Annotated in this window: 20 protein-coding genes; 19 read left to right on the forward strand and 1 reads right to left on the reverse strand. The window is 54.9% G+C overall.

Annotated features, from left to right (window positions below; translation table 11 throughout):
* Positions 1-53 precede the first annotated feature (53 nt).
* The 19 genes from MJ257_RS06230 (at position 54) to MJ257_RS06320 (ending at position 20456) form a co-directional block, all read left to right on the forward strand.
* The gene (locus MJ257_RS06230; RefSeq protein ID WP_372489748.1) at positions 54-1505 is read left to right on the forward strand and encodes a CCA tRNA nucleotidyltransferase; all 1452 of its coding nucleotides are present in this window, start codon (positions 54-56) and stop codon (positions 1503-1505) included.
* Positions 1483-2463: a biotin--[acetyl-CoA-carboxylase] ligase gene (locus MJ257_RS06235; RefSeq protein WP_240268407.1), complete on the forward strand. Its 981-nt coding sequence runs from the start codon at positions 1483-1485 to the stop codon at positions 2461-2463. The genes MJ257_RS06230 and MJ257_RS06235 overlap by 23 nt, the downstream gene beginning before the upstream one ends.
* A gap of 300 nt (positions 2464-2763) precedes the next feature.
* On the forward strand, positions 2764-3642 hold the full coding sequence (gene panB / locus MJ257_RS06240) for a 3-methyl-2-oxobutanoate hydroxymethyltransferase (protein WP_240268408.1): 879 nt from the start codon (positions 2764-2766) through the stop codon (positions 3640-3642).
* Entirely contained in the window at positions 3639-4541 is a 903-nt protein-coding gene (gene panC, locus MJ257_RS06245; RefSeq protein WP_240268409.1) for a pantoate--beta-alanine ligase, read from the forward strand. The genes panB and panC overlap by 4 nt, the downstream gene beginning before the upstream one ends.
* The gene (gene panD / locus MJ257_RS06250; RefSeq protein ID WP_059043331.1) at positions 4541-4924 is read left to right on the forward strand and encodes an aspartate 1-decarboxylase; all 384 of its coding nucleotides are present in this window, start codon (positions 4541-4543) and stop codon (positions 4922-4924) included. Before panC ends, panD begins: the two co-directional genes overlap by 1 nt.
* Before the next feature lie 712 nt (positions 4925-5636).
* Positions 5637-6266, forward strand: coding sequence for a tetratricopeptide repeat protein (locus MJ257_RS06255; RefSeq protein WP_240268437.1), 630 nt, complete (start codon positions 5637-5639; stop codon positions 6264-6266).
* Between the two features lie 186 nt (positions 6267-6452).
* Positions 6453-9308, forward strand: a complete 2856-nt coding sequence (gene dinG / locus MJ257_RS06260; RefSeq protein ID WP_240268410.1) for an ATP-dependent DNA helicase DinG — start codon at positions 6453-6455, stop codon at positions 9306-9308.
* Between the two features lie 41 nt (positions 9309-9349).
* Positions 9350-9994, forward strand: coding sequence for a redox-sensing transcriptional repressor Rex (locus tag MJ257_RS06265; RefSeq protein WP_240268411.1), 645 nt, complete (start codon positions 9350-9352; stop codon positions 9992-9994).
* Complete coding sequence (locus tag MJ257_RS06270; RefSeq protein WP_240268412.1) at positions 9991-11289, forward strand: amidohydrolase; 1299 nt, start codon at positions 9991-9993, stop codon at positions 11287-11289. Before MJ257_RS06265 ends, MJ257_RS06270 begins: the two co-directional genes overlap by 4 nt.
* A gap of 28 nt (positions 11290-11317) precedes the next feature.
* On the forward strand, positions 11318-11803 hold the full coding sequence (locus MJ257_RS06275) for a cell wall elongation regulator TseB-like domain-containing protein (RefSeq protein WP_240268413.1): 486 nt from the start codon (positions 11318-11320) through the stop codon (positions 11801-11803).
* A gap of 101 nt (positions 11804-11904) precedes the next feature.
* On the forward strand, positions 11905-12147 hold the full coding sequence (locus MJ257_RS06280; RefSeq protein WP_240268414.1) for a hypothetical protein: 243 nt from the start codon (positions 11905-11907) through the stop codon (positions 12145-12147).
* A gap of 50 nt (positions 12148-12197) precedes the next feature.
* On the forward strand, positions 12198-12905 hold the full coding sequence (locus tag MJ257_RS06285) for a phosphotransferase (protein ID WP_240268415.1): 708 nt from the start codon (positions 12198-12200) through the stop codon (positions 12903-12905).
* Positions 12906-13057: 152 nt separating this feature from the next.
* Entirely contained in the window at positions 13058-13591 is a 534-nt protein-coding gene (locus MJ257_RS06290; RefSeq protein WP_240268416.1) for a hypothetical protein, read from the forward strand.
* Positions 13584-15089, forward strand: coding sequence for an AAA family ATPase (locus MJ257_RS06295; RefSeq protein WP_240268417.1), 1506 nt, complete (start codon positions 13584-13586; stop codon positions 15087-15089). Before MJ257_RS06290 ends, MJ257_RS06295 begins: the two co-directional genes overlap by 8 nt.
* Positions 15090-15226: 137 nt before the next feature.
* Positions 15227-16099, forward strand: a complete 873-nt coding sequence (locus MJ257_RS06300) for a 3-hydroxyacyl-CoA dehydrogenase family protein (protein ID WP_155605314.1) — start codon at positions 15227-15229, stop codon at positions 16097-16099.
* Positions 16096-17301, forward strand: a complete 1206-nt coding sequence (locus MJ257_RS06305) for an acetate/propionate family kinase (protein WP_240268418.1) — start codon at positions 16096-16098, stop codon at positions 17299-17301. The genes MJ257_RS06300 and MJ257_RS06305 overlap by 4 nt, the downstream gene beginning before the upstream one ends.
* A 62-nt stretch (positions 17302-17363) precedes the next feature.
* The gene (gene asnS / locus MJ257_RS06310; protein ID WP_240268419.1) at positions 17364-18659 is read left to right on the forward strand and encodes an asparagine--tRNA ligase; all 1296 of its coding nucleotides are present in this window, start codon (positions 17364-17366) and stop codon (positions 18657-18659) included.
* A 27-nt stretch (positions 18660-18686) separates the two neighbouring features.
* The gene (locus MJ257_RS06315; protein WP_240268420.1) at positions 18687-19376 is read left to right on the forward strand and encodes a DnaD domain-containing protein; all 690 of its coding nucleotides are present in this window, start codon (positions 18687-18689) and stop codon (positions 19374-19376) included.
* A gap of 171 nt (positions 19377-19547) precedes the next feature.
* A complete protein-coding gene (locus MJ257_RS06320; protein WP_240268421.1) occupies positions 19548-20456 on the forward strand; it encodes an ATP-grasp domain-containing protein in 909 nt (302 codons plus the stop codon).
* Between the two features lie 74 nt (positions 20457-20530).
* Here the strand turns inward: MJ257_RS06320 and MJ257_RS06325 are convergent, their stop codons facing one another.
* Positions 20531-20797 carry a hypothetical protein gene (locus MJ257_RS06325; protein ID WP_240268422.1) on the reverse strand — a complete coding sequence of 89 codons (267 nt, stop codon included), beginning with the start codon at positions 20795-20797 and terminating at the stop codon, positions 20531-20533.
* Positions 20798-20806 lie beyond the last annotated feature (9 nt).

Raw genomic sequence — 20806 nt, forward strand, 5'->3', positions numbered from 1 at the left:
CTGCGCTTGCTGTGCCATGCCATTTCGATAGGTTTAACATCAATGGAAGGGAGGTGTCCGCAATCGAAACGAATCGTTGGAGTCAGGTCGACCCCCTGATGCTGGTTCAGGGGGAAAACGTGCTGCGCGTATTGCGCGATGGCGGGCACCGGGCATTTTTTGTCGGGGGCTGCGTTCGCGACGAACTGATGGGACGCCCGGTCCACGACATGGATATCGCCACCTCGGCCAAACCGGGCGAGGTCGTTCGGCTGTTTGACCGGACGGTACCGACGGGAATTCAACACGGTACGGTGACGGTGCTGATGGAGGGCCATGCGTTCGAGGTGACGACGTTCCGTAAGGAGTCGGACTATGCGGATCACCGTCGACCGGGTTCGGTGGAGTTCGTGGATGCGGTGTCGGAGGATTTGCGGCGACGCGATTTTACGATGAACGCCATCGCTCGGGGGCTAAATGGGGAGCTGATTGACCCGTATGGCGGCCGGATGGATATCGAGCGTGGACTTATCCGCTGCGTTGGCGTCGCCGAAGAACGTTTCGAGGAGGATGCCCTGCGCATGATGCGAGCGGTCCGGTTCGCCTCGACGTTTGGCTTCCGCCCGGTCAAAAGCTTATGGAAGGCATTGATTGCCGGCAAAGACAAGCTCGGTTATATCGCGACGGAGCGCGTGCGCATGGAGCTGGAGAAGATCGTGCTGGGCCCGGACCCGCTCCGCGGGCTGGCCCTGCTGGAGCGCAGCGGGCTGCTGCGGCATGCGAAGGCAGCGCAGGAGTCGGGGGCTGCGGGGGCAGAGGCAGGCAGGCCAACCGGGGCCGGAGGCGATGCTCCCGGTGAAGGCGGCGCGGCTCCCGCGGCGGGGGCGCCTGGCGCCGAAGCGGCGTTGACGCGGCGCTTGCTGCACCGCGAGCCGCCGCGCCGCGCGCTGCTTGCCGCGCTGCCGCTGCTGGAGCCGGCGCCGCCGGCGCTGCGCTGGTCGCTGCTGCTGCAAGCCCTGGGCGCCCCGGGCGAGGCGGCTTCCCCGCTGCTCAAAAGCTGGACGTTCCCGAACCAGACCGCTCAGGAAGCGGCTGGGCTCGTCCGCTTTGACGAAGCATGGGAAGCCGTCCAAGCCGGGGCGCCGGGCGAGCGTGAGCAGCGGCGCGGCTGGATCGGCCTGCAGGTCGCGTTCGGCCGCGAGACCGCCGGGCTGTGGCTGCGCCGTCAGCAGGCGGTGCTGCAGGCGACCGGAGGCGACGACGCGGAGCGGCAGGCCGGCCAAGCGATGTTGGCCAACGCGTCCCGTTGGTACCGCGAGGTGCAAGTACATACGCTGAAGGAGCTGGCCGTCAGCGGCGGCGAAGTGTTGCAAGCGGCCGGCCGCAAAGGCGGCCCCTGGCTTAGCGAGCTGATGAGGGAGCTGCTGCTTGCGGCAGCCTCGGGCGAGCTGCCGAACGACCGGCGGTCCCTTCTGGAACATGTGGAAACGGTGGTGAAGGAAGATGGAAGCAAACCGATTGATTGACATGCTCCTGGAGCATCCGGGGCAATATATATCCGGTGAGGAGCTCAGCCGCCGACTATCGATCAGCCGGACGGCGGTGTGGAAGCAAATCGCCAAGCTGCGCGAGGAAGGTTACGAATTCGAATCGGCCCCCCGGCGGGGCTATCGGCTTACTCGTCAGCCGGACAAGCTGAGCCAAACCGGACTGTTGCATGCGTTGCAAGGGAACCGGGTACTCGGATTAAAACTTAAGTTGCTCGAATCGACTCCCTCCACGCAGGAAGAAGTACGCAAGCTGGCGGAAAAAGGTGCACCGCACGGCACGTTGGTGCTCGCCGAAGAGCAGACGGCCGGGCGCGGACGACAAGGCCGGCGTTGGTATTCGCCGCCCGGCAAAGGCATCTGGATGAGTCTTTTGCTGCGGCCGGAACGGCAGCCTTTGTCGATTGCCCCGCAGCTGACGTTGCTTGTTGCGGTTGCGGTGTGCCGCGCCATACGTAAAGTCGCCGGAGTGAATGCCGGGATCAAGTGGCCTAATGATATCTTGGTTAGCGGGCGGAAGCTCTGCGGAATTCTCGTCGAATCCGTTGCCGAAGACGAATTGATTCGGTATGCGATTGCCGGGATCGGGATCGACGTGAACTTGGAGGAGCGGGACATCCCACAGGAGCTGAAGCCGGTCGCCACTTCGCTCTCGCTTGCAAGCGGGCGCCGGATCGACCGGATTGCGCTCATCGGTGCCGTCTTGAACGAGATGGAACAGCTATACGAATTGTACACGCAAGAAGGTTTTGGACCGGTGGGTCACTTGTGGGAGGCGTTGTCGGTTACGTTGGGCCGAGAAATCGCCGTTCATACACCAAACGGGGTATTAAAAGGGACGGCCACCGGATTGGATTCCAGCGGTGCGTTATTGCTACTGGATCAGGATGGCAAACATTTCACGATTTTCTCTGGAGAAGTACAACTTGGCGGATGAAAAAGTGAACATAATTTGTTATACTGAGCACAGGAGGCGGTATCGGCATCGTTCCGAACGGCACTCCGGGCGCTCGTCGGAGGTAGGAAAGCAAAGTTCGCCAAGTCGGTTGACTTGCTGAACAATCACCATCAAGTTGCGTTGGATTCTGCTCTGAGCCGTAAGAAGGACCGAGACAGAAGAACGAGGAATGGACTCTTCTTTGGACTTCGGACCTTTTTAGTGCCAAACTAAAAGGTTTTTTTGTTGTGCGCGTTTTTTTAAGGCTCGCGCATCCTTAAACCGAAGGAGATGGAACAAATGGCAGGTAAACAAGCTCTGAATATCGTAAAAATGAAAAAAATGAAGCAAGACGGCATCCCGTTGGCCATGATCACCGCATACGACTATCCGTCGGCCCAGTTGGCCGAGGAAGCGGGTGCGGATCTGCTGCTGGTCGGCGACTCCCTGGGGAACGTGGTCCTTGGGTACGATTCGACGATTCCCGTGACGCTAGACGATATGGTGTATCATTCCCGGTCGGTCGCACGCGGAGCCCAGCACACCTTCATCGTCACCGACATGCCGTTTATGACTTATCACGGAAGTATCGATGAAACGCTGCGGAACGTCCGCCGCTTGATGCAGGAAGGCCATGCCCATGCCGTCAAAATGGAAGGCGGCGCGGAGATTGCCGGAGCCGTGCAGGCGATTGTGCAAGCGGGAGTCCCCGTACTGGGACACATCGGTTTGACGCCCCAGTCCGTCAATCAAATCGGCGGGTACCGGGTGCAAGGCAAAGACGCTGCGGATGCTAAGCGGTTGATGGAGGATGCCAAAGCGTTGGAACGCGCCGGAGCCTTTGGCGTCGTGCTGGAGCTGGTCACCGAAGAGGTGGCGACGGCGATTTCCCGGGAGCTGAGCATCCCGACCATCGGTATCGGGGCAGGGCGCGGTTGCGACGGTCAGGTGCTGGTGTACCATGACGTCTTGAAATATACCGCGGATTACCGGGACAAACGATTCGTCAAAACGTATGCTGACCTCGGTGCGCAGGTGCGCCGCGGCATTTCGGAATACGTCGCCGACGTCAAAAACCGCTCGTTCCCGGCGGAAGAACATGTCTTCCGTGCGGATCAAGGCGTTCAGGAATCGCTGGGTACGCTGTACGGTACAGGAAAGGTGGAAGTCCGGTCATGATGACCTTTACGAATATACGCCCGCTTCGTGAACAGCTGAAGGAAGCTCGTTTCACGGCAGCAAGAAATGGAAAACCAATCAAAATCGCCCTCGTACCAACGATGGGATTTTTGCACGAAGGTCATGCCAGCCTGCTGCGCAAAGCGCGGGCGGAAAACGATCTAGTGGTGCTGAGCATATTCGTCAACCCGATCCAATTCGGGCCAAACGAGGATTTTGAACGATATCCCCGCGATCCTGAGAAAGACCTGGCCTTGGCCGAGCGGGAGGGCGTCGATTACGTCTTTCTGCCCAGCGTTGAGGAGATGTATCCGCAGCCGACGCGAACGAATATCAAGGTCGCCGGTTTGACGGACGTCTTGTGCGGGGCATCGCGGCCGGGTCATTTTGACGGCGTTACGACCGTCGTCGGCAAGCTGCTGCATATCGTGCAGCCGGACCGGGCTTATTTCGGGCAAAAGGATGCCCAGCAGGTGGCGGTCATCGCGCAGATGGTGTTGGACTTGAATTTTGACGTTGAAATTATTCCTTGTCCGATCGTGCGTGAGGCCGATGGCCTTGCACTTAGCTCCCGCAACGTCTACTTGAGTGCGGAAGAGCGGCAGGCCGCACTTGTCCTGTCGCGCAGTTTGCTAGCGGCTCAGGCGAAGGCGAATACGGAAGCAAACGTGACCGCTGGAGAGGTGCTTGCCGAACTGCGTGATGCGATCGGCGCCGAACCTCTGGCCGTGATCGATTACGTGGAGATCGCCGATTTTCCGGGACTGTCCCCGCTGGCTGGCGAAGATCGGCTCGACGTTGCCGGACGCCGGAGCGACGTGCTGATCGCCGTTGCGGTGAAATTCGGCAACACCCGTCTGATCGATAACGTTATCTTAACGAAGAAGGTGAACGACTGATGTATAGAACGATGATGAAATCGAAGATCCACCGGGCGACGGTGACGGAAGCGAATTTGAATTATGTCGGCAGCATCACGATCGATGAGGATTTGATGGAAGCTTCCGATCTGTTGGAGAACGAGAAGGTCCAAATCGTAAACAATAATAACGGTGCTCGCCTGGAGACTTACGTGATTCCGGGGCCTCGCGGCAGCGGCGTCATTTGCCTAAACGGCGCGGCAGCACGCCTTGTGCAGCCGGGCGATAGCGTCATCATCATTTCTTATGCGCAGCTGTCGGCGGAAGAGGTTCGCAGCCATAAACCAACGGTCGTGTTCGTCGACGAGAACAACAAGCCGGTGGAGAAGGCGCACCAAGAACTCCACGCCATGATCCGCTAAGTATTAAGGTAGTTCATAAAGCCATCTTCAGATCACGAAGCGGACACAGGGATGGGGGCTCGGCGTCGAATCTTGAATTCAGCCGGGCCCTCCGTGTGCTCACGTAGCCTCCAGCTACGCTGCGCTACTCGGTCCCTAGCTTCATCCAACCTTCTTGGTGCTCCGAACCTGCCTTTTTGAACCTTCATTGGAAGAGGTAGTTCAAAAAGCCATCTTCGGATCACGAAGCGGACACAGGGAAGGGGGCTCGACGTCGAATCTTGAATTCAGCCGGGCCCTCCGTGTGCTCACGTAGCCTCCAGCTACGCTGCGCACCTCGCCACACCTCGCATCGCTGCATTGTATTCGATTTTTCATATACAAAATGCCGCTAATGGCTGATAAACCGAAATCTATTCGGTTTTTCATACAGAAATCGGCCCATAGCCTGTTAAACACGCAAATGTGTATGAAATTTCGTATACATTCCGTCAATACAGCAGAAAACGCCGAATTGTATTCGATTTTTCGCATACAATCACAGCCTGAGCATGTCGGCATCCGCCAACGCGGCTGAACCCAAGCATGTCGGCATCCGCCAACGCGGCGGACCCCAAGCCTAAAGCACCTTAAAAAGTGTAATTCCTCCCTGCGGGAATGAAATCCGGCCCCGAAACAAAAAATGAACGTAAGGCTCGGACTGATTTCATTTTCGTTTGGGGGGATGCGAATGATGTTTCAGCATGTGTTTGCGGAAATGAATGAGATGTTGGACGATATCACACGGAAATATCCCATGGCCGGCAACGCTCAAAAGCAGGAGCTGGCGAAGAAATGGAGCCTGCTTCAGCACATGAGCGACGGCATCATCGAGGAATGGCTGTGCTTCGAGGAGAAAATGGGCTATTTGCGCCATGCGTTCGGGAGCCTGGAGGCCAGGGAGACGCCCGATCTTCCGGAACTGGATGCCCCCACCTTCGTCAAGGGGCAAGGGTATTACAAGCTGCTGATGTTTCCCCAGGCTTTAGCGCAGTTTGAGCTGGTCATGCAGCAGTTTCCGGACAGCGTACTGGCCCGCACCTATTTGGGAATGTGCCACCTGCACCTGGAGCAATCCGACAAAGCCGCCAAGCATTTCTGGCTGGTGCTGGAGAAGGCGGCGAACAAACGGCTTCGTTCGATCATTTATAATGCGCTAGGGTGCATTGAAGCGCAAAAAGGTGTTTTTGCCAAGGCAAAAGAGTACTTCAAATTGGCTCATCACAGCGATCCGTCCTTGCCCGAGCCTCTCGCCAATTTGGAGGCTTGCGCGCACAGCACGGGGAAGCTGCATTATGGCCCGGAGCTGACTTCGTTATTGTAGGGTTTCAACGATGATCGCACTTATTTCCGGCATGATTCATGAAGCGATGCGAATTCCCGCTTAAAGCGGCGCATCGCTTGTTTTGTTTTGTGATTTTTATTACAGATACCATTTGTATTAATTTTCAAATCGGTTATCTTCTGTTATGCTGTAAAGAGACTGGAATGAAAGGGACTACTAATAGCAATGAAATATGCGGTGCTTGATTTTGAAACGACGGGTAACCAGTCCTCCGATGAAATTATTCAAGTGGGACTTGCCATTATAGAACCGGATAAGACGATTTCGCAGGTCTACCGTTCCTTCGTCAAACCGGGTATTCCGATCCCTCCGTTTATTACGGGGTTGACGGGAATTACCGAGGAAGACGTCAAGGATGCGCCGGAGCTGGACGAAGTGATGATGGAAATGGTTCCGCTCCTGAACGACGTCGTCTTGGTCGGGCACAATGTAGCGTTTGATTTTAACTACCTGCAGAGCGCTTTGGACAAAACAGGGTATTTGCCGTTTACCGGCCGCATCCTGGATACGATGGATTTCTTGAAAATCCTGTTTCCTTCGCTCACTTCCTATCAACTGGGCTTGGTGGCGACGGAGTTCGAAGTGGAGCATGATCGTCCGCACCAGGCGGATAGCGACGCGCTGGCGACGGCGCTCATATTCCTGAAATGCCTGGAGGAATGCGTGCAGCTGCCGCTCTTGACCTTGCAACGGTTGGCCGATCTGTTCGCCGGCGAGGACAGCGATTTGGGTTGGTTTTTTGACGCGATGGTGCAGGAGAAGGAACGCGAGGCGATGCCAAGCGAAGACGGCTTTGTGTATTATCGTCAATTCGCCCTGCAGGTAGAGGATTGGCTGGACATCGAGGCGCCGAGGGACAGCGCGGATCGAAATCCGCTGGCGGACGTGACGTTCGAGCAGTTCATGGAACAGGTCCGGGAACGTCTGCGGGAGCGTTTGCCGCAGTATGAGGAGCGGGAAGCCCAGAACATGATGCTGAACGAGGTCATGCGGGCTTTCGAGGAAGACAAACATTTGCTCGTCGAAGCCGGAACGGGAACCGGGAAATCCCTGGGGTACCTGCTGCCGGCCATTTACCACAGCGTCAAGAACGAAGAGAAGGTGATGGTCAGCACGCACACCATCAATCTGCAGGAGCAGCTGCGGGAACGCGACGTGCCGTTATTGACGGAGGTTGTGCCTTTTCCTTTCCGCGCCGCCGTATTTAAAGGAAGGCAGCATTATTTGTGCTTGCGCAAATTTGAACATAAAATGAATAGGAAAGATTTCGCGACGCCTAAAGAAGAGGTGATGACGGCCGCGCAAATGGTCGTATGGCTGACGCAAACGGAAAGCGGCGACGATGAAGAGCTGAATCTCGGAAATCGCGGCGGTGATTTTTGGGAGACAGTGGCCAGTGAATCGGATTCCTGCCTGGGCCGATCCTGCCCCTGGTTCCGCAAATGCTTCTATCATCGCGCGAAACACGAAGCCGGAGTGGCGGACGTGGTCATTACGAACCACTCAAAATTGTTTACGGACATCCAAGCCGGGCATCAGCTGCTGCCGGGTTACGAGCGGCTGGTCATCGACGAGGCGCATCATTTGGAGGATGTGGCCGGCAAACATCTGGGGATTCATATGAAGTATTTTACGGTCGTCCATACGCTGACCCGTTTGTTCAAGGACAGCAAGACGGGGCAACTGGCAAACCTTCGGGGCTCGCTTGAGGCGTCGGCCGCGGAGAAAGCAACGGAATGGTGCTCGGTGATCGATGGCATTTATCCGACGCTGGTGGACGTGAAGGAGAGCTGGGACAAGCTCAGCGAACTGCTGTTCAGCTTGATGCCGGATCGCAGCGATGCGGCACCGGGCGATCCGGGACAATTCGTGTATCGGCTGCTGCCGGCCCGAAAGCCAAAGGATTGGGAGACGTTGACCGCGCTCGAAAACCAGATTTACGTGGGGCTGGGCGACGTGCTACGCAAAGGGGATCGCCTCTTATCCGAAATTCGGGAGGAGCAGGACGACTATGCCGCGGAGAGCCTGCTGACCGATATCAGCGGCCTGTTCAAGGACTTGGCGGGGGAACGGGAATCGCTGCGATTCTTCATGAAGCTGGAGAGCGAAGACACCGTCTATTGGATGGAAGCCAACGGGAACTACCGCAGCAGATCGCTGCAAATGTACGCGGTACCGATCGACGTCAGCGCCCAGTTGAAGGAATTTTTCTTCGACCGGAAAAAAAGCGTCGTCATGACGTCCGCGACTTTGTCGGTCGATAAGTCGTTCCAATATATGATCGAGCAGTTGGGATTGACGGAGGCGGCGCAAGAGGATCGGCTGATCACAGCGATGCTGCCCTCGCCGTTTAATTATCGGGATCAGGCGCTGCTGGTCATTCCGCGCGATTTTCCGAGCGTGAAGGGCAGCGTGGGGGACGACCACTTCATTCAAACGCTGGTGCAATCGCTGGCGGATGCCGCGGTGGCAACCCAAGGCCGCATGCTGGTGCTGTTTACGTCCTACCGGATGCTCAGACAGGTATACGACCCGCTGAAGGAGCTGCTCTCGGCGGAGGGGATTACTGTTATCGGACAAGGGATGGACAGCGGCAGCCGCACCAAGCTGACCCGGCGGTTCCAGGGCCAGAACGCTTCCGTACTGCTCGGGACGAGCAGCTTCTGGGAAGGAGTGGATATCCCCGGCGAGGCGTTGACGAGCTTGGCGATCGTTCGCTTACCTTTTCAGCCGCCAAACCACCCGCTCGTGGAAGCCAAGAGTGAACGGCTGCAGCGGGAGAAGAAAAATCCGTTCATGAAGTTGTCCGTCCCGCAAGCGGTTATTCGCTTCAAGCAAGGGTTCGGGCGGCTCGTCCGCTCGTCGCAGGACCGCGGCATCGTGATCGTTTATGATACCCGCATCCTAGAATCTTATTACGGGAAATATTTCTTATACTCTTTACCCGGACCGAAGATGGAGCATATGCCGATGAATCAAATGGTGCCTCGCATCTCGGAATGGTTGAATCCCGAAGCCTAAACCGCTTCATTGAATGTATTGAAGAATAGGGGGAACGAAGCATGAAGTCAGAAAAAATTTCGGACGCCGTCGTCCGCAGACTGCCGGTTTATCTGCGTTTCTTGAACGAACTCAGCCGCCGGGAGGTCCCGACGGTGTCCTCGCAAGAGCTCGGGCAAAAGCTGGATCTGAATCCTGCCCAAATCCGTAAGGATTTGGCGTATTTCGGCGATTTCGGCCGGAAGGGGATCGGCTACGACGTGGCCTATTTGATCGAGAAGATCCAACAAATTTTGAATCTGGATCAACAGATTAACGTTGCCCTGGTCGGGGCCGGTAATCTGGGCCAAGCCCTTTCGAATTATAATGCGTATTTGAAGGATAATATGAAAATCGTCGCGGTATTCGACGCTTCGCCAGCCAAGATCGGCACGCAGATCAACAACATCACGATTCAGCCGATCGAGGAACTGGTAGAGACGGTCCGTGCGAAAAATATCCGCATCGGGATCATTACGGTTCCGGATACGGAAGCCCAGCGTGTGGCGGACGAACTGGTTAAAGCCGGCATCGGGGCCATCCTGAATTTTGCTCCGACCATCCTGAAAGTACCGCCGGAAGTGCGGATTCATGCCGCCGACTTCACCACGGACCTGCTCAGTTTGGCGTATTACTTGGAGGACGGAAAGGAACAAGCTACGTTATGAGTCGTAAATGGTTAATTAAGAACGGGACGTTTGCCGTATTGGAAACGAATCGTCCCGTGATTCACGGATATATGCTCGTTGAGGGCGACATGATCACCTATATCGGCGAAGAACGCCCGGAAGGCGTGGAAGGCGCCGAGACGTTTGACGGCAAAGGGTTGTTGTTCCTGCCGGGGCTGATCAATACCCACGGCCATGCGGCGATGTCGCTGCTGCGCGGCTACGGGGATGACATGGTGCTGCAAACCTGGCTTCAAGAAAAAATGTGGCCGATGGAAGCCAAGTTCACTTCCGCCGATGTTTATGCCGGAACGGCGTTGTCCGTACTGGAAATGCTTAAGGGCGGTACGACCACCTTCCTGGATATGTACGATCATATGGACGAAGTGGCCAAAGTCGTGGAGGAATCCGGCATTCGCGCCGTGCTGATGCGCGGGGCGATCGGGTTGTGCTCGCCGGAGGAGCAAGATCAGAAGCTAAAAGAAGCGATTACGTTTGCCCAAAACTGGCACGGTAAGGCGGATGGCCGCATCACCACAATGATGTCGCCGCATGCGCCGTACACCTGTCCGCCGGCCTTCATCGAGAAATTCGTGCAAGCCGCGCATGATCTGGACTTGCCGATGCATACGCATATGTCGGAGACGCGCGCCGAAGTGGAGCAGAACGTGAACGATTACGGCGTCCGCCCGGTAGAGCATCTGCGGAAGCTAGGCATGTTCTCCCGCCCGACGCTGCTCGCCCATGCCGTCCATTTGACGGACGAGGAAATCGACGTTTTGGCGGCGCATGGCGTTGCCGTCTCGCATAATCCGGGCAGCAATCTGAAGCTGGCCAGCGGCGTAGCCCGCGTACCGGAGCTATTGAAGAAGGGCATAGTGGTGTCTCTGGGCACGGACGGTCCGGCAAGCAACAATAACCTGGACCTGCTGGAGGAAATTCGCTTGGCCGCGTTGATTCACAAAGGTGTATCCGGGGATCCCACGGCGGTTCCTGCGCTGGAAGCACTCAAGCTGGGGACGGAGTACGGCGCGAAGTCGGTCTCCTTGCCGAATACCGGGAAGCTTGCCGCCGGCATGAAGGCGGATTTCATCGCCTTAAATACGGAGCAAGCCCATTTCCTGCCGAAAACGGATTTCATCTCCCACGCCGTTTATTCCGCTGGACCCAAAGACGTGGAGCATGTATGGGTGAACGGCAAACAGGTCGTCAAACATGGAGCCTGCCTAACGCTGGATGAGGAACGCATCCGGCATGATGCGCAAGCGGCATTCGAGGGTCTGCTGGCACGGTAATACGCTAGGATGGGAAAGGAAGAGTAGGTTGAGGAAGCGAACCCAATGGATCCTGCTGTCCATCGTGATCCTGCTGATCGTGCTCCTGGGACTCCACCGGTTTTATCTATACATTCATGAGGATACGTGGAGAGCCGAAAGAGCCGCCATCCAGCAGGCGAAGCAGGAGACGGACCTGGTCCGGGGCGACAAGGTGTGGAAGTCGATATGGGATGAAGTCACCTGGGTGGTGCAGGGGGAAGACGAGTCCGGACGCAAAATGATGGTATGGCTTCGAGAAGGACAAGACCCTGAGGTGCGTTTGCTGTCGGAAGGGAAGTCCGAAAGCCAGATCCGCGCGATCATCAAACAATCGCTGCCGGGCATCCGGGTTGTTCGGTTGCTGCCGGGCATCTATAATAACCAACTGGTCTGGCAGCTGTTCTACAAGCAGAAGGATCATCATTATTACCGGTTCTTCAGCTTTACGACCGGCGAACCGCTGCCGGAAGTGTTTACCTTACCGAATCGCTGACGGGTGTAGTAATCGATGAATTATTCACGAATAAACGGTTTCGATGTTTAGGCGAAAGGCCTGAATGGCGGGACCGTTTTATTTTTTAAGGAGGGACCGGCTTGGAACGACTCGATCAGGCACAGCAGGAGGAAAGGGTTTTGGAGGATTTGAAACTGGCATTTTCGCATCATTTCTCCAGTCCAATCAGGGAGGTTATACCGATCCGAAGAGGTTGGTTGAACTACAAATGGAAAATTGCCACGGATTTCGGAGACTTTGTCCTAAAGCAATATAATCGGGAACGGTATAAATCCTATAAACCGGAGACGCTGCAGTTGGCTTTAGGCAACAATTGCGATTAAGCGGGCTCGGTTTTCCATGCCCTCCGCTCCTTACGTCGAACGGAGAGGTGATGATTGAGTCAGCTAACGGCGAGAGATTCGTCGTGATGGGCTATTGTGAGGGGCAACTTGTGCCGCCGGGACAAGCCAACATTCATCAAGTCTATGATTTAGGCCGGATCACGGGACAAATGCATAAGCTACTTAATGATGGGACGTTGGGTCGGAAGAGCTCCTCCCTGTTTTGCCCTCCGGCCCGCGAAGAGCGCATGAAGCATTGGATGGATCTTCAGGATCTGCCTCAGGGAAGCGGGAATCTTCAATGGCTCGCCCTCATTGAAACGCAGCGGATTGCAACGGAGAACGTCGATCTGGAATGGTTTGAATGGATGGAACCCGGCTGGGCTCATCGCGATCTTTGGATGGATAACTTGCTGTTTGAATCCAATGCCGTAGCCGCAGTTTTGGATTTCGATCGGCTCAATTATGATTTTCCCCAATTGGATATTGCGCGTGCGGTAATGTCCTGCGCATTTAGCGAATCGTTGGACTTGTCTTTGGCTTCGGCATTTATGGAGGGGTATAGGCAAGAGCAGCCAACGGCAACCGAAGATCGATTATTAACGCGTTCCCTGCAAATGCTGTGGTATATGGAAAGCGTCTGGTGGATCCATGATCATATGGAGCTTCATAGCCCGCCTCCCGTAAGATTCGCCGAGGAAATGAACTGGCTGGCTAAGCATATCAACGATTTGCCGGCAATGCTTGAGAATTTGTAGCATTTCGGGGTAGAACTACTAGCTTAAATTTTTAAATATCTTCACACTTTCCTTCGATATTTGATATACGATGTGATATACTCTTATTTGTAGTTTTGATATACGGTATGATATATCGAATAGATAATGACTATAAATAAGGGGGACATCACGTGAAACTGCGTATTGGACCAATAGCTGCAAGCATCGCCATTTCCGCCTTCGTTTTGTTTGGTGGATGGTTCCTATATCGGCAGTGGGCGATTGAGCGTCCGCTGGAGAATATCGTAAAAAGCGTGGAAGGCGTCAATCATGTAGAAATGGACATTAAACCCGATGAGCTGTCGCTTCAGCTGAAGCTGGAACCGGGGACGGATCTCGGTGCGTTGGTTCGTCAGATCGAGCAGAACGGGAAAGAGCAAATCGGCAAACGAACCCTGAAGCTGGACGTAGAGGAGCAGTCTTCTCCGGAGCTCGACCAACTGTGGGAAAAAGCGTTGTTTACCGTCGCCCAAGCGATGGAAAACAAGCAGTATACGCAAATTACCGCCGCTCTGAAGCAGATGGAGCAAGAAAACAGCAAGCTGAAGGCTACGGCGGAGATGGATGATAAGAATGTTTATATCACCTTAACGGATGGACAGTATAGTAAATTCGTGATTTTGCCGCGTACGCCGGAACGGATGGGGGTATGGCCGAATGCGTAAATGGATGATCGAAGCCGCAATCGGCTTTATTCCGGTCCTGATCGTCTTCCTGGCGGTGACCGGCGTTAACGTGGTTCCGCTCGTCGTGGCCATGGTGTTGTTCGGGGCGTTGTTTTTTGCCATCAAAATGCGCGGCGGCGGGATCACGATCGGAGCCGCCCAGGAACGGAAACGCAAAAAGCGCGGACCGGCGAAGCTGACCTTTGATCAGATCGGCGGACAAGAGAGCGCCAAGCAAGAACTTCGCGAAGCGCTGGATTTTATGGTGCGTCAAGATGAAATCAGCAAGTTCGGCATTCGGCCGATCAAAGGGATTTTGCTGACGGGTCCTCCGGGAACCGGGAAAACGCTGCTCGCCAAAGCGGCGGCGCATTACACGAACGCCGTATTCGTCGCGGCCTCGGGCAGTGAATTCGTTGAAATGTATGTCGGCGTAGGGGCAAGCCGGATTCGTGATTTGTTTCAAGAGGCGAGAACCCGAGCGGCCAAAGAGAACAAGGAAAATGCGGTCATTTTCATCGACGAAATCGAAGTCATCGGCGGCAAACGGGAAGGCGGACAGCAACGCGAATACGATCAAACGCTAAACCAGCTGCTAACGGAGATGGACGGGATTTATTCTTCCGATACGCCGCGGATTTTGTTGATCGCCGCGACCAACCGCAAGGAGATGCTGGACAGCGCTTTGCTGCGTCCCGGCCGTTTCGACCGGCACATCCAGGTTGATCTGCCGGACAAGAAGGGCCGCCGTCATATCCTCGAGCTGCATGCAGGCAACAAGCCGCTGCAGGAGGGCGTCGATTTGGACAAAATCGCCGAGGAATCGTACGGCTTCTCCGGTGCGCAACTGGAGAGCGTCATGAACGAGGCGGCGATTTACGCGATGCGGGATGAGGTTGATCAAATCACCCAAGGCCATTTGTCGATGGCTATCGATAAAGTGCTGATGGGCGAGCAGACGGACCGGCAGGCCGCCGAGGAAGAGAAGCGCCGCGTCGCCATCCACGAACTGGGTCATGCGATTGCCGCCGAGGTTGTCGCTCCGGGCAGCGTAAGCCAGGTCGCATTAAGCCCGCGCGGAAGAGCGCTTGGTTATGTCCGGCACAATCCCCAGGACGAGAAATATTTGTACACCAAGTCCTATCTGGAAGGCCAGATCATGATCGCCTTGGCCGGGGCGGCTGCGGAAGAAATCTATTACGGCGGCCGCAGTACCGGGTCAAGCAACGATTTCGAGCAGGCGTTAAAAATCGTGCATACGATGATGACGTCCGGACTGACCCGGCTTGGAATCGTCAACATGGACATGGTGACCACCGAAGTGCTGATGAACGAAAACACGCGGATTTTGGAGGATCTTGCCGCTAGAACAAAAGAAATGCTGCAACAGCATTCGGCGGTTTTCGACAAATCCCTCGATATCTTATTAAAAGAAGAACGCCTTTCCGGCGAGCAATTCCGTTGTCAATTTCGTGACAGCGTCCATTTACCGGCATAATTCATGATGCCGGTTATTTTTTTTTACTTTTTCTTCGTGCTAAGATATTATTATATGTTGGGTGTAAGAAGATGTATGATTCGACATCTGGGAAACCATATTATGTACAGACGATGAAAGGATGGAGCGAGAGGACCATGAACTACAAACGAATAGGGGTCATCGGCGGCGGTACGATGGGTCAGGGCATCAGCGAAATGCTGGCGGCTAAAGGACTGGACGTACTGCTCGTGGAGGAGACAGCCGATAAATTGGAGCATGCCTACAGCATGATCGAGACGAGTCTGGATAAACAGCTCGAGAAATGGGCGATCACGAAAGCGGAGAAGAAACTGATCTTATCCCGTATCCATAAAGTTACTCATTTTGCCGAACTCGGAACCTGCGACATGGTGATCGAGACCATTTCGGAGGATTTGAATGCCAAAAAAGAGGTGTTCACACAGCTGGATCAGGTTTGCCCAAGCAACATCATTTTAGCAAGCAACACATCGACGCTTAGTTTGACCGAAATCGCCGGCGGAACGAAATATCCGGAGCGCGTCATCGGCATGCACTTTATTTATCCCGTTGCCAAAATCAATCTGGTGGAAATTATCCGCGGCTTGAAAACTTCGGATTCGACGTTTGAGGAAACGAAACGTTTCGTGGAAGAGGTCGTAGAGAAACGCGGCATCATGGTTTATGAATCTCCGGGCTTTGTGACCTCCCGGATTATTTGCGTTATGATCAATGAAGCTTTGCACGTGCTTGGCGAAGGCGTTGCTTCCGCGGAAGAGATCGACGAAGCCATGCGCATGGGCTACCAGTTCCAATATGGACCGCTGGAAATGGCCGACCGCTTTGGTTTGGATTCGGTCTTGGCCGCTTTGGAACGCATGTTCCGCGAATTCGGCGAATTGAAATACCGTCCTTCCTTCGTGCTCAAGAAAATGGTGCGTGCCGGCAGTTTGGGCGTAAAAACGGGCGAAGGTTTCTTCAAATACGATAAGGACGGTGACCGGCTGTGAAACTGTTAGTCATTAATGCGGGAAGCTCCTCCCTGAAATACCAACTTTATGATATGACCGACGAATCGGTTTTGGCTAAAGGACTGGTTGAGCGGATCGGTATGGATTCCTCGATCTTGACGCATAAACCAACCGGTAAAGAGGATGTAACGGAAGTCAGCGAAATCCTTGAACATACTACTGCGATTCGCAAAGTGCTTGAGAAATTGACAGACAAGGAGCATGGCGTTCTCGCATCGGTTGATGAGATTCAAGCCGTCGGTCACCGTGTCGTTCACGGCGGCGAAGCGTTTAAAGGTTCCGCCCTCGTCACGCCGGAAGTCAAAGCAGAAATCCGTCGTCTGTTCGACCTGGCGCCTCTTCATAATCCGCCGGCGATCATGGGGATTAATGCCTCCGAAGCCAACATGCCGGGTGTACCGAACGTGGTCGCCTTCGATACTGCCTTCCATCAAACCATGGATGAGAAAGTATATTTGTACCCGATTCCGCGGGTTCTTTACAAGAAACACCGCATCCGCCGTTATGGCGCACATGGTACCTCGCATCAATATGTCAGCCGAGTGGCAGCGGAATATTTGAACCGTCCGATCGAAGATCTGAAGATCATCACTTGCCATATCGGTAATGGCGCAAGCTTGACCGCGGTCAAAGGCGGTGTATCGGTGGATACTTCGATGGGTCTTACGCCTTTGGAAGGTTTGATGATGGGAACGCGCAGCGGTGACTTGGATCCGACGGTCGTGACCTTCGTCATGAACAAGGAAGAGCTGTCCATCGGCGAAGTGAACTCGATGCTGAACAAGCATAGCGGTCTGCTCGCCATCTCCGGCAGCAGCAGCGACATGCGGGACATCACGGACGGCTGGGAAGCCGGCAAACCGAATGAAACGCTGGCGTTCGAAATGTACGAATATCGCCTGCGCAAATACATCGGTGCTTATGCCGCCGCCATGAACGGCGTGGATGTCATCGTCTTTACGGCCGGCGTCGGCGAAAACTCGGCCATCGTCCGCGAGAAAACCTGCGAAAACCTGAGCTATCTGGGTGTTGAACTGGACAAGGAACTGAACAAGATCCGTTCCGGGGAACCTCGCCGGATTTCGACTCCGAATTCCAAAGTTGAGGTTCTGGTCATCCCGACGAACGAAGAGTTGATGATTGCCCGCGATACGCTGCACCTCGTGCAGGAATCGAAGTAAAGCGCGGCGAATTTAATCCTTTGTGTATTTAATATAGTTATCGTTAGAGGAGAGATAAAGGCATGGCGGTCAAAACTGTGATTCGTCAAGTGAATGAGCATGTCGGGGAAACGGTCGTCATCGGCAGCTGGCTGAATAACAAACGCTCGAGCGGAAAAATTCAATTTTTGCAGCTCCGCGACGGGACCGGCTACATCCAAGCCGTCGTCGTCAAGAACGAAGTATCCGAGGAGACCTGGAACAACGCCAAGAGCTTGACCCAGGAATCTTCGATGTACGTGACGGGCGTGATTCGCGAGGAACCGCGAAGCCAATCCGGCTTTGAAATGACGGTAACCGACATCGAGGTCCTTCATTTGACTGAAAACTATCCGATTACGCCAAAAGAACACGGGGTCGATTTCCTGATGGACCATCGTCACCTGTGGCTTCGTTCCTCGAAGCAGCGGGCGATCATGGTGATCCGCGCTGAAATCATTCGCGCCGTGCAGGAATTTTTCGATCTAAACGGGTTTACTTTGGTGGATCCGCCGATTTTGACCCCAACTTCGGCGGAAGGAACCACCAACCTGTTCCATACGAAATATTTCGAGGAAGACGCCTACCTCACGCAAAGCGGACAGCTTTACATGGAAGCCGCTGCGATGGCGTTAGGGAAAGTGTATTCCTTCGGACCGACGTTCCGCGCCGAGAAATCCAAGACGCGCCGCCATTTGATCGAGTTTTGGATGATCGAGCCGGAAATGGCCTTCACCGATCACGAGGAAAGCTTGAAGGTGCAGGAGAATTTCATCAGCCATGTCGTGCAATCGGTGTTGAAGAACTGCCGGACCGAGCTTGAAGCGGTGGGCCGCGATGTGTCCAAGCTGGAAGGCATCCAAGCGCCGTTCCCGCGGATCACGTACGACGAAGCGATCGAGTACCTGCATTCGCAAGGCTTTGATATTCCTTGGGGCGAGGATTTCGGGGCGCCGCATGAAACGGCGATCGCCGAGCGTTACGAGAAGCCCGTATTCATCACGCATTATCCTGTAGGGATTAAGGCGTTCTACATGAAGCCGGATCCGAACCGGCCTGAAGTCGTACTGTGCGCCGATATGATTGCTCCGGAAGGTTACGGGGAGATCATCGGCGGATCGCAGCGGATCGACGATCCGGCTCTGATGGAGGAACGCTTCAAGGAGCATAACCTGTCGCCGGAAACGTACCAATGGTACCTGGACCTGCGCAAATACGGCTCGGTGCCGCATTCCGGCTTCGGCCTCGGATTGGAGCGGACCGTCGCCTGGATTTGCGGCTTGGATCACGTGCGCGAGACGATTCCGTTCCCGCGGACTCTATACCGGTTGTATCCTTAAGCCGTTTTGAAAGGTGAGCTTGATCATATGGCCATGAATGAAGGCAACAACGCTTGGGCAAAAGGGATCGCTTTCGGGATGGGGGCGGGGACGGTGAACGTGCCATTCCCGCTGTTGGCTCATTACCGCAAGCTCCGCTTAAGCGATACGGAAGCGATGCTTCTGATCCAGCTGCTTGCTTTCAAACAAGCCGAGCGCAACGATTTTCCGTCGATCGGGCAATTGGAATCGCGGATGGACATGGCGCCCGGAACGCTGGCCCCGGTCATTCGCGGTTTATTGAAGGAAGGCTGGATCAGCATTGACGAAGCGGTTGACGAAGCGACCGGCATTCGTTCGGAGCATTACAATTTGAGCGGAATGTACGAGCGGTTAGGTGAGTGGCTGGCTGCACAGCAACCGGCTGCGTCCGGACGTCAAACGGCGGATCTTGCATCCGAAGCACGGGAGGAGCAGGAACGGAATCTGTTTGTCGTCTTCGAAAAAGAATTCGCCCGCCCGCTTTCGCCGATGGAATGCGAGACCATTTCCGGTTGGGTGGATCAGGACCGTTATCCGGAAGAACTGATTCGGCTGGCGCTGAAGGAAGCGGTATTCGCCGGGAAGATCCATTTCCGGTACATTGACCGGATCCTGCTGGAATGGAGCCGCAACCGCGTGCGTACGGCAGAGGACGTCAAAGCCTATACGCAGCGGTTCCGCGGAGGCATGCGTTAATCGAACGAAATAAGAGAGTGAGGGTGCCTTCTTTCAATGGGAGAGGGCGCTCTCTTTTTTATGACTGCGAATTTTACATGATTCACGATTTGCCATCATACTTGAAACGAATAGAGGACGTACACTGGGGAGAGAGTTCATCCAATGACCATTCCCGGGAGGACGATACCGATGCAAGGCTGGATCATTTATAAAAGCTCCGCAAACGACGTGAAGCCGGAAACCTATGAAATCAAGCGACTGGTGGAAGAAGCCGAGAAGCAGGGGATCGACGTGAGGGTGTTCGCACCCGAGCAGTTCGAGTTGATCGTCACGCGGGATGACCGGAAAAGCGTGATGGTGGGCGGCGAAGTGCTGCCGCTTCCCGATTTCGTGCTGCCGCGGATGGGGGCGGGGACGAATTACTTCGGGCTGGCGCTGATCCGCCACTTGGAGAGGTTAGGCGTCCATACCTTGAACACGGCGCAAAGCATCGATACGGTCAAGGACAAGCTGTTCACGCTGCAGATTTTGGCGCAATACAATTTACCCGTTCCCAAAACGATGTTGATTCGCTCCAAAGTGGATGTTGAACTGGTGGACAAGCATCTGGGATTTCCGGTCGTCGTCAAAACGATTTCCGGATCGCAGGGCAGCGGAGTTTTTCTGGCGGAAAACCGCTCGAATTGCATCGATTTGCTGGAAATGATCAACGCCTATAAGGAGAACGCCACCATGATCCTGCAGGAGTTCGTGGCGTCCAGCCGCGGCGTGGATCTGCGCGTCCTGACCATCGGCGGCCGCGCCATTGCGGCGATGAAGCGCAGCTCCGGCAATGACAGCTTCAAAGCGAACTATTCGCGCGGCGGTTACGTGGAACCGTACGAAATCACCCCGGAGATCGAATGGCTGGCGCTGGAGGCGGCCCGTTTATTAAACCTGGACATCGCCGGCATCGACTTACTGTTCGACGGGGAACACTTCAAAATTTGCGAAGCCAACTCCTCTCCGGGGTTCGAAGGGCTGGAATCCTGCTGCCAAGCCAACATCGCGGAAGAAATCTACAATTTTCTGCGGGTGCGGTTGAACGCGTTCGAGTAGGGAGCGGTGCCGGAGTACGCGAATCCGGCCGCGGAAGCAATTTGTCCGTGATCCATGATCGAACGTGCCTCGATTCATTCCATCGTAAGAAAAATTTGCGGTAAAGGCGAGCCCTTCCTGCGCAATGAAGCGATCCCGGCAAATTCCTGCAAAAGTGCAGGTATTTTCCCGGGAACGGCTAAATTCTCACGAATACCTGCAAAAATACAGTTATTTAGGAGAGAAAGCACGATTATCGCGAATATTAAGAAAAATACCTGCATTTTTGCATCTATTTCGCCGAAATCATAAAAATCGACCGAAATAACTGCACTTTTGCAGGTATTTTTTACATCCGGCACGTCATGATA

Origin of the sequence: Paenibacillus timonensis, assembly GCF_022427145.1 — a bacterium.
GTDB classification, from domain to species: domain Bacteria; phylum Bacillota; class Bacilli; order Paenibacillales; family Paenibacillaceae; genus Fontibacillus; species Fontibacillus timonensis.

Bases quoted from the DNA above. Each gene is read 5' to 3' on its own strand.
- MJ257_RS06320 (WP_240268421.1), top strand. From the start codon at position 19,548: ATGCAAGGCTGGATCATTTATAAAAGCTCCGCAAACGACGTGAAGCCG.
- MJ257_RS06285 (WP_240268415.1), top strand. From the start codon at position 12,198: ATGATTGAGTCAGCTAACGGCGAGAGATTCGTCGTGATGGGCTATTGT.
- MJ257_RS06235 (WP_240268407.1), top strand. From the start codon at position 1,483: ATGGAAGCAAACCGATTGATTGACATGCTCCTGGAGCATCCGGGGCAA.
- panD (WP_059043331.1), top strand. From the start codon at position 4,541: ATGTATAGAACGATGATGAAATCGAAGATCCACCGGGCGACGGTGACG.
- MJ257_RS06315 (WP_240268420.1), top strand. From the start codon at position 18,687: ATGGCCATGAATGAAGGCAACAACGCTTGGGCAAAAGGGATCGCTTTC.
- MJ257_RS06255 (WP_240268437.1), top strand. From the start codon at position 5,637: ATGTTTCAGCATGTGTTTGCGGAAATGAATGAGATGTTGGACGATATC.
- asnS (WP_240268419.1), top strand. From the start codon at position 17,364: ATGGCGGTCAAAACTGTGATTCGTCAAGTGAATGAGCATGTCGGGGAA.
- panC (WP_240268409.1), top strand. From the start codon at position 3,639: ATGATGACCTTTACGAATATACGCCCGCTTCGTGAACAGCTGAAGGAA.
- MJ257_RS06265 (WP_240268411.1), top strand. From the start codon at position 9,350: ATGAAGTCAGAAAAAATTTCGGACGCCGTCGTCCGCAGACTGCCGGTT.
- MJ257_RS06300 (WP_155605314.1), top strand. From the start codon at position 15,227: ATGAACTACAAACGAATAGGGGTCATCGGCGGCGGTACGATGGGTCAG.
- panB (WP_240268408.1), top strand. From the start codon at position 2,764: ATGGCAGGTAAACAAGCTCTGAATATCGTAAAAATGAAAAAAATGAAG.
- dinG (WP_240268410.1), top strand. From the start codon at position 6,453: ATGAAATATGCGGTGCTTGATTTTGAAACGACGGGTAACCAGTCCTCC.
- MJ257_RS06295 (WP_240268417.1), top strand. From the start codon at position 13,584: ATGCGTAAATGGATGATCGAAGCCGCAATCGGCTTTATTCCGGTCCTG.
- MJ257_RS06270 (WP_240268412.1), top strand. From the start codon at position 9,991: ATGAGTCGTAAATGGTTAATTAAGAACGGGACGTTTGCCGTATTGGAA.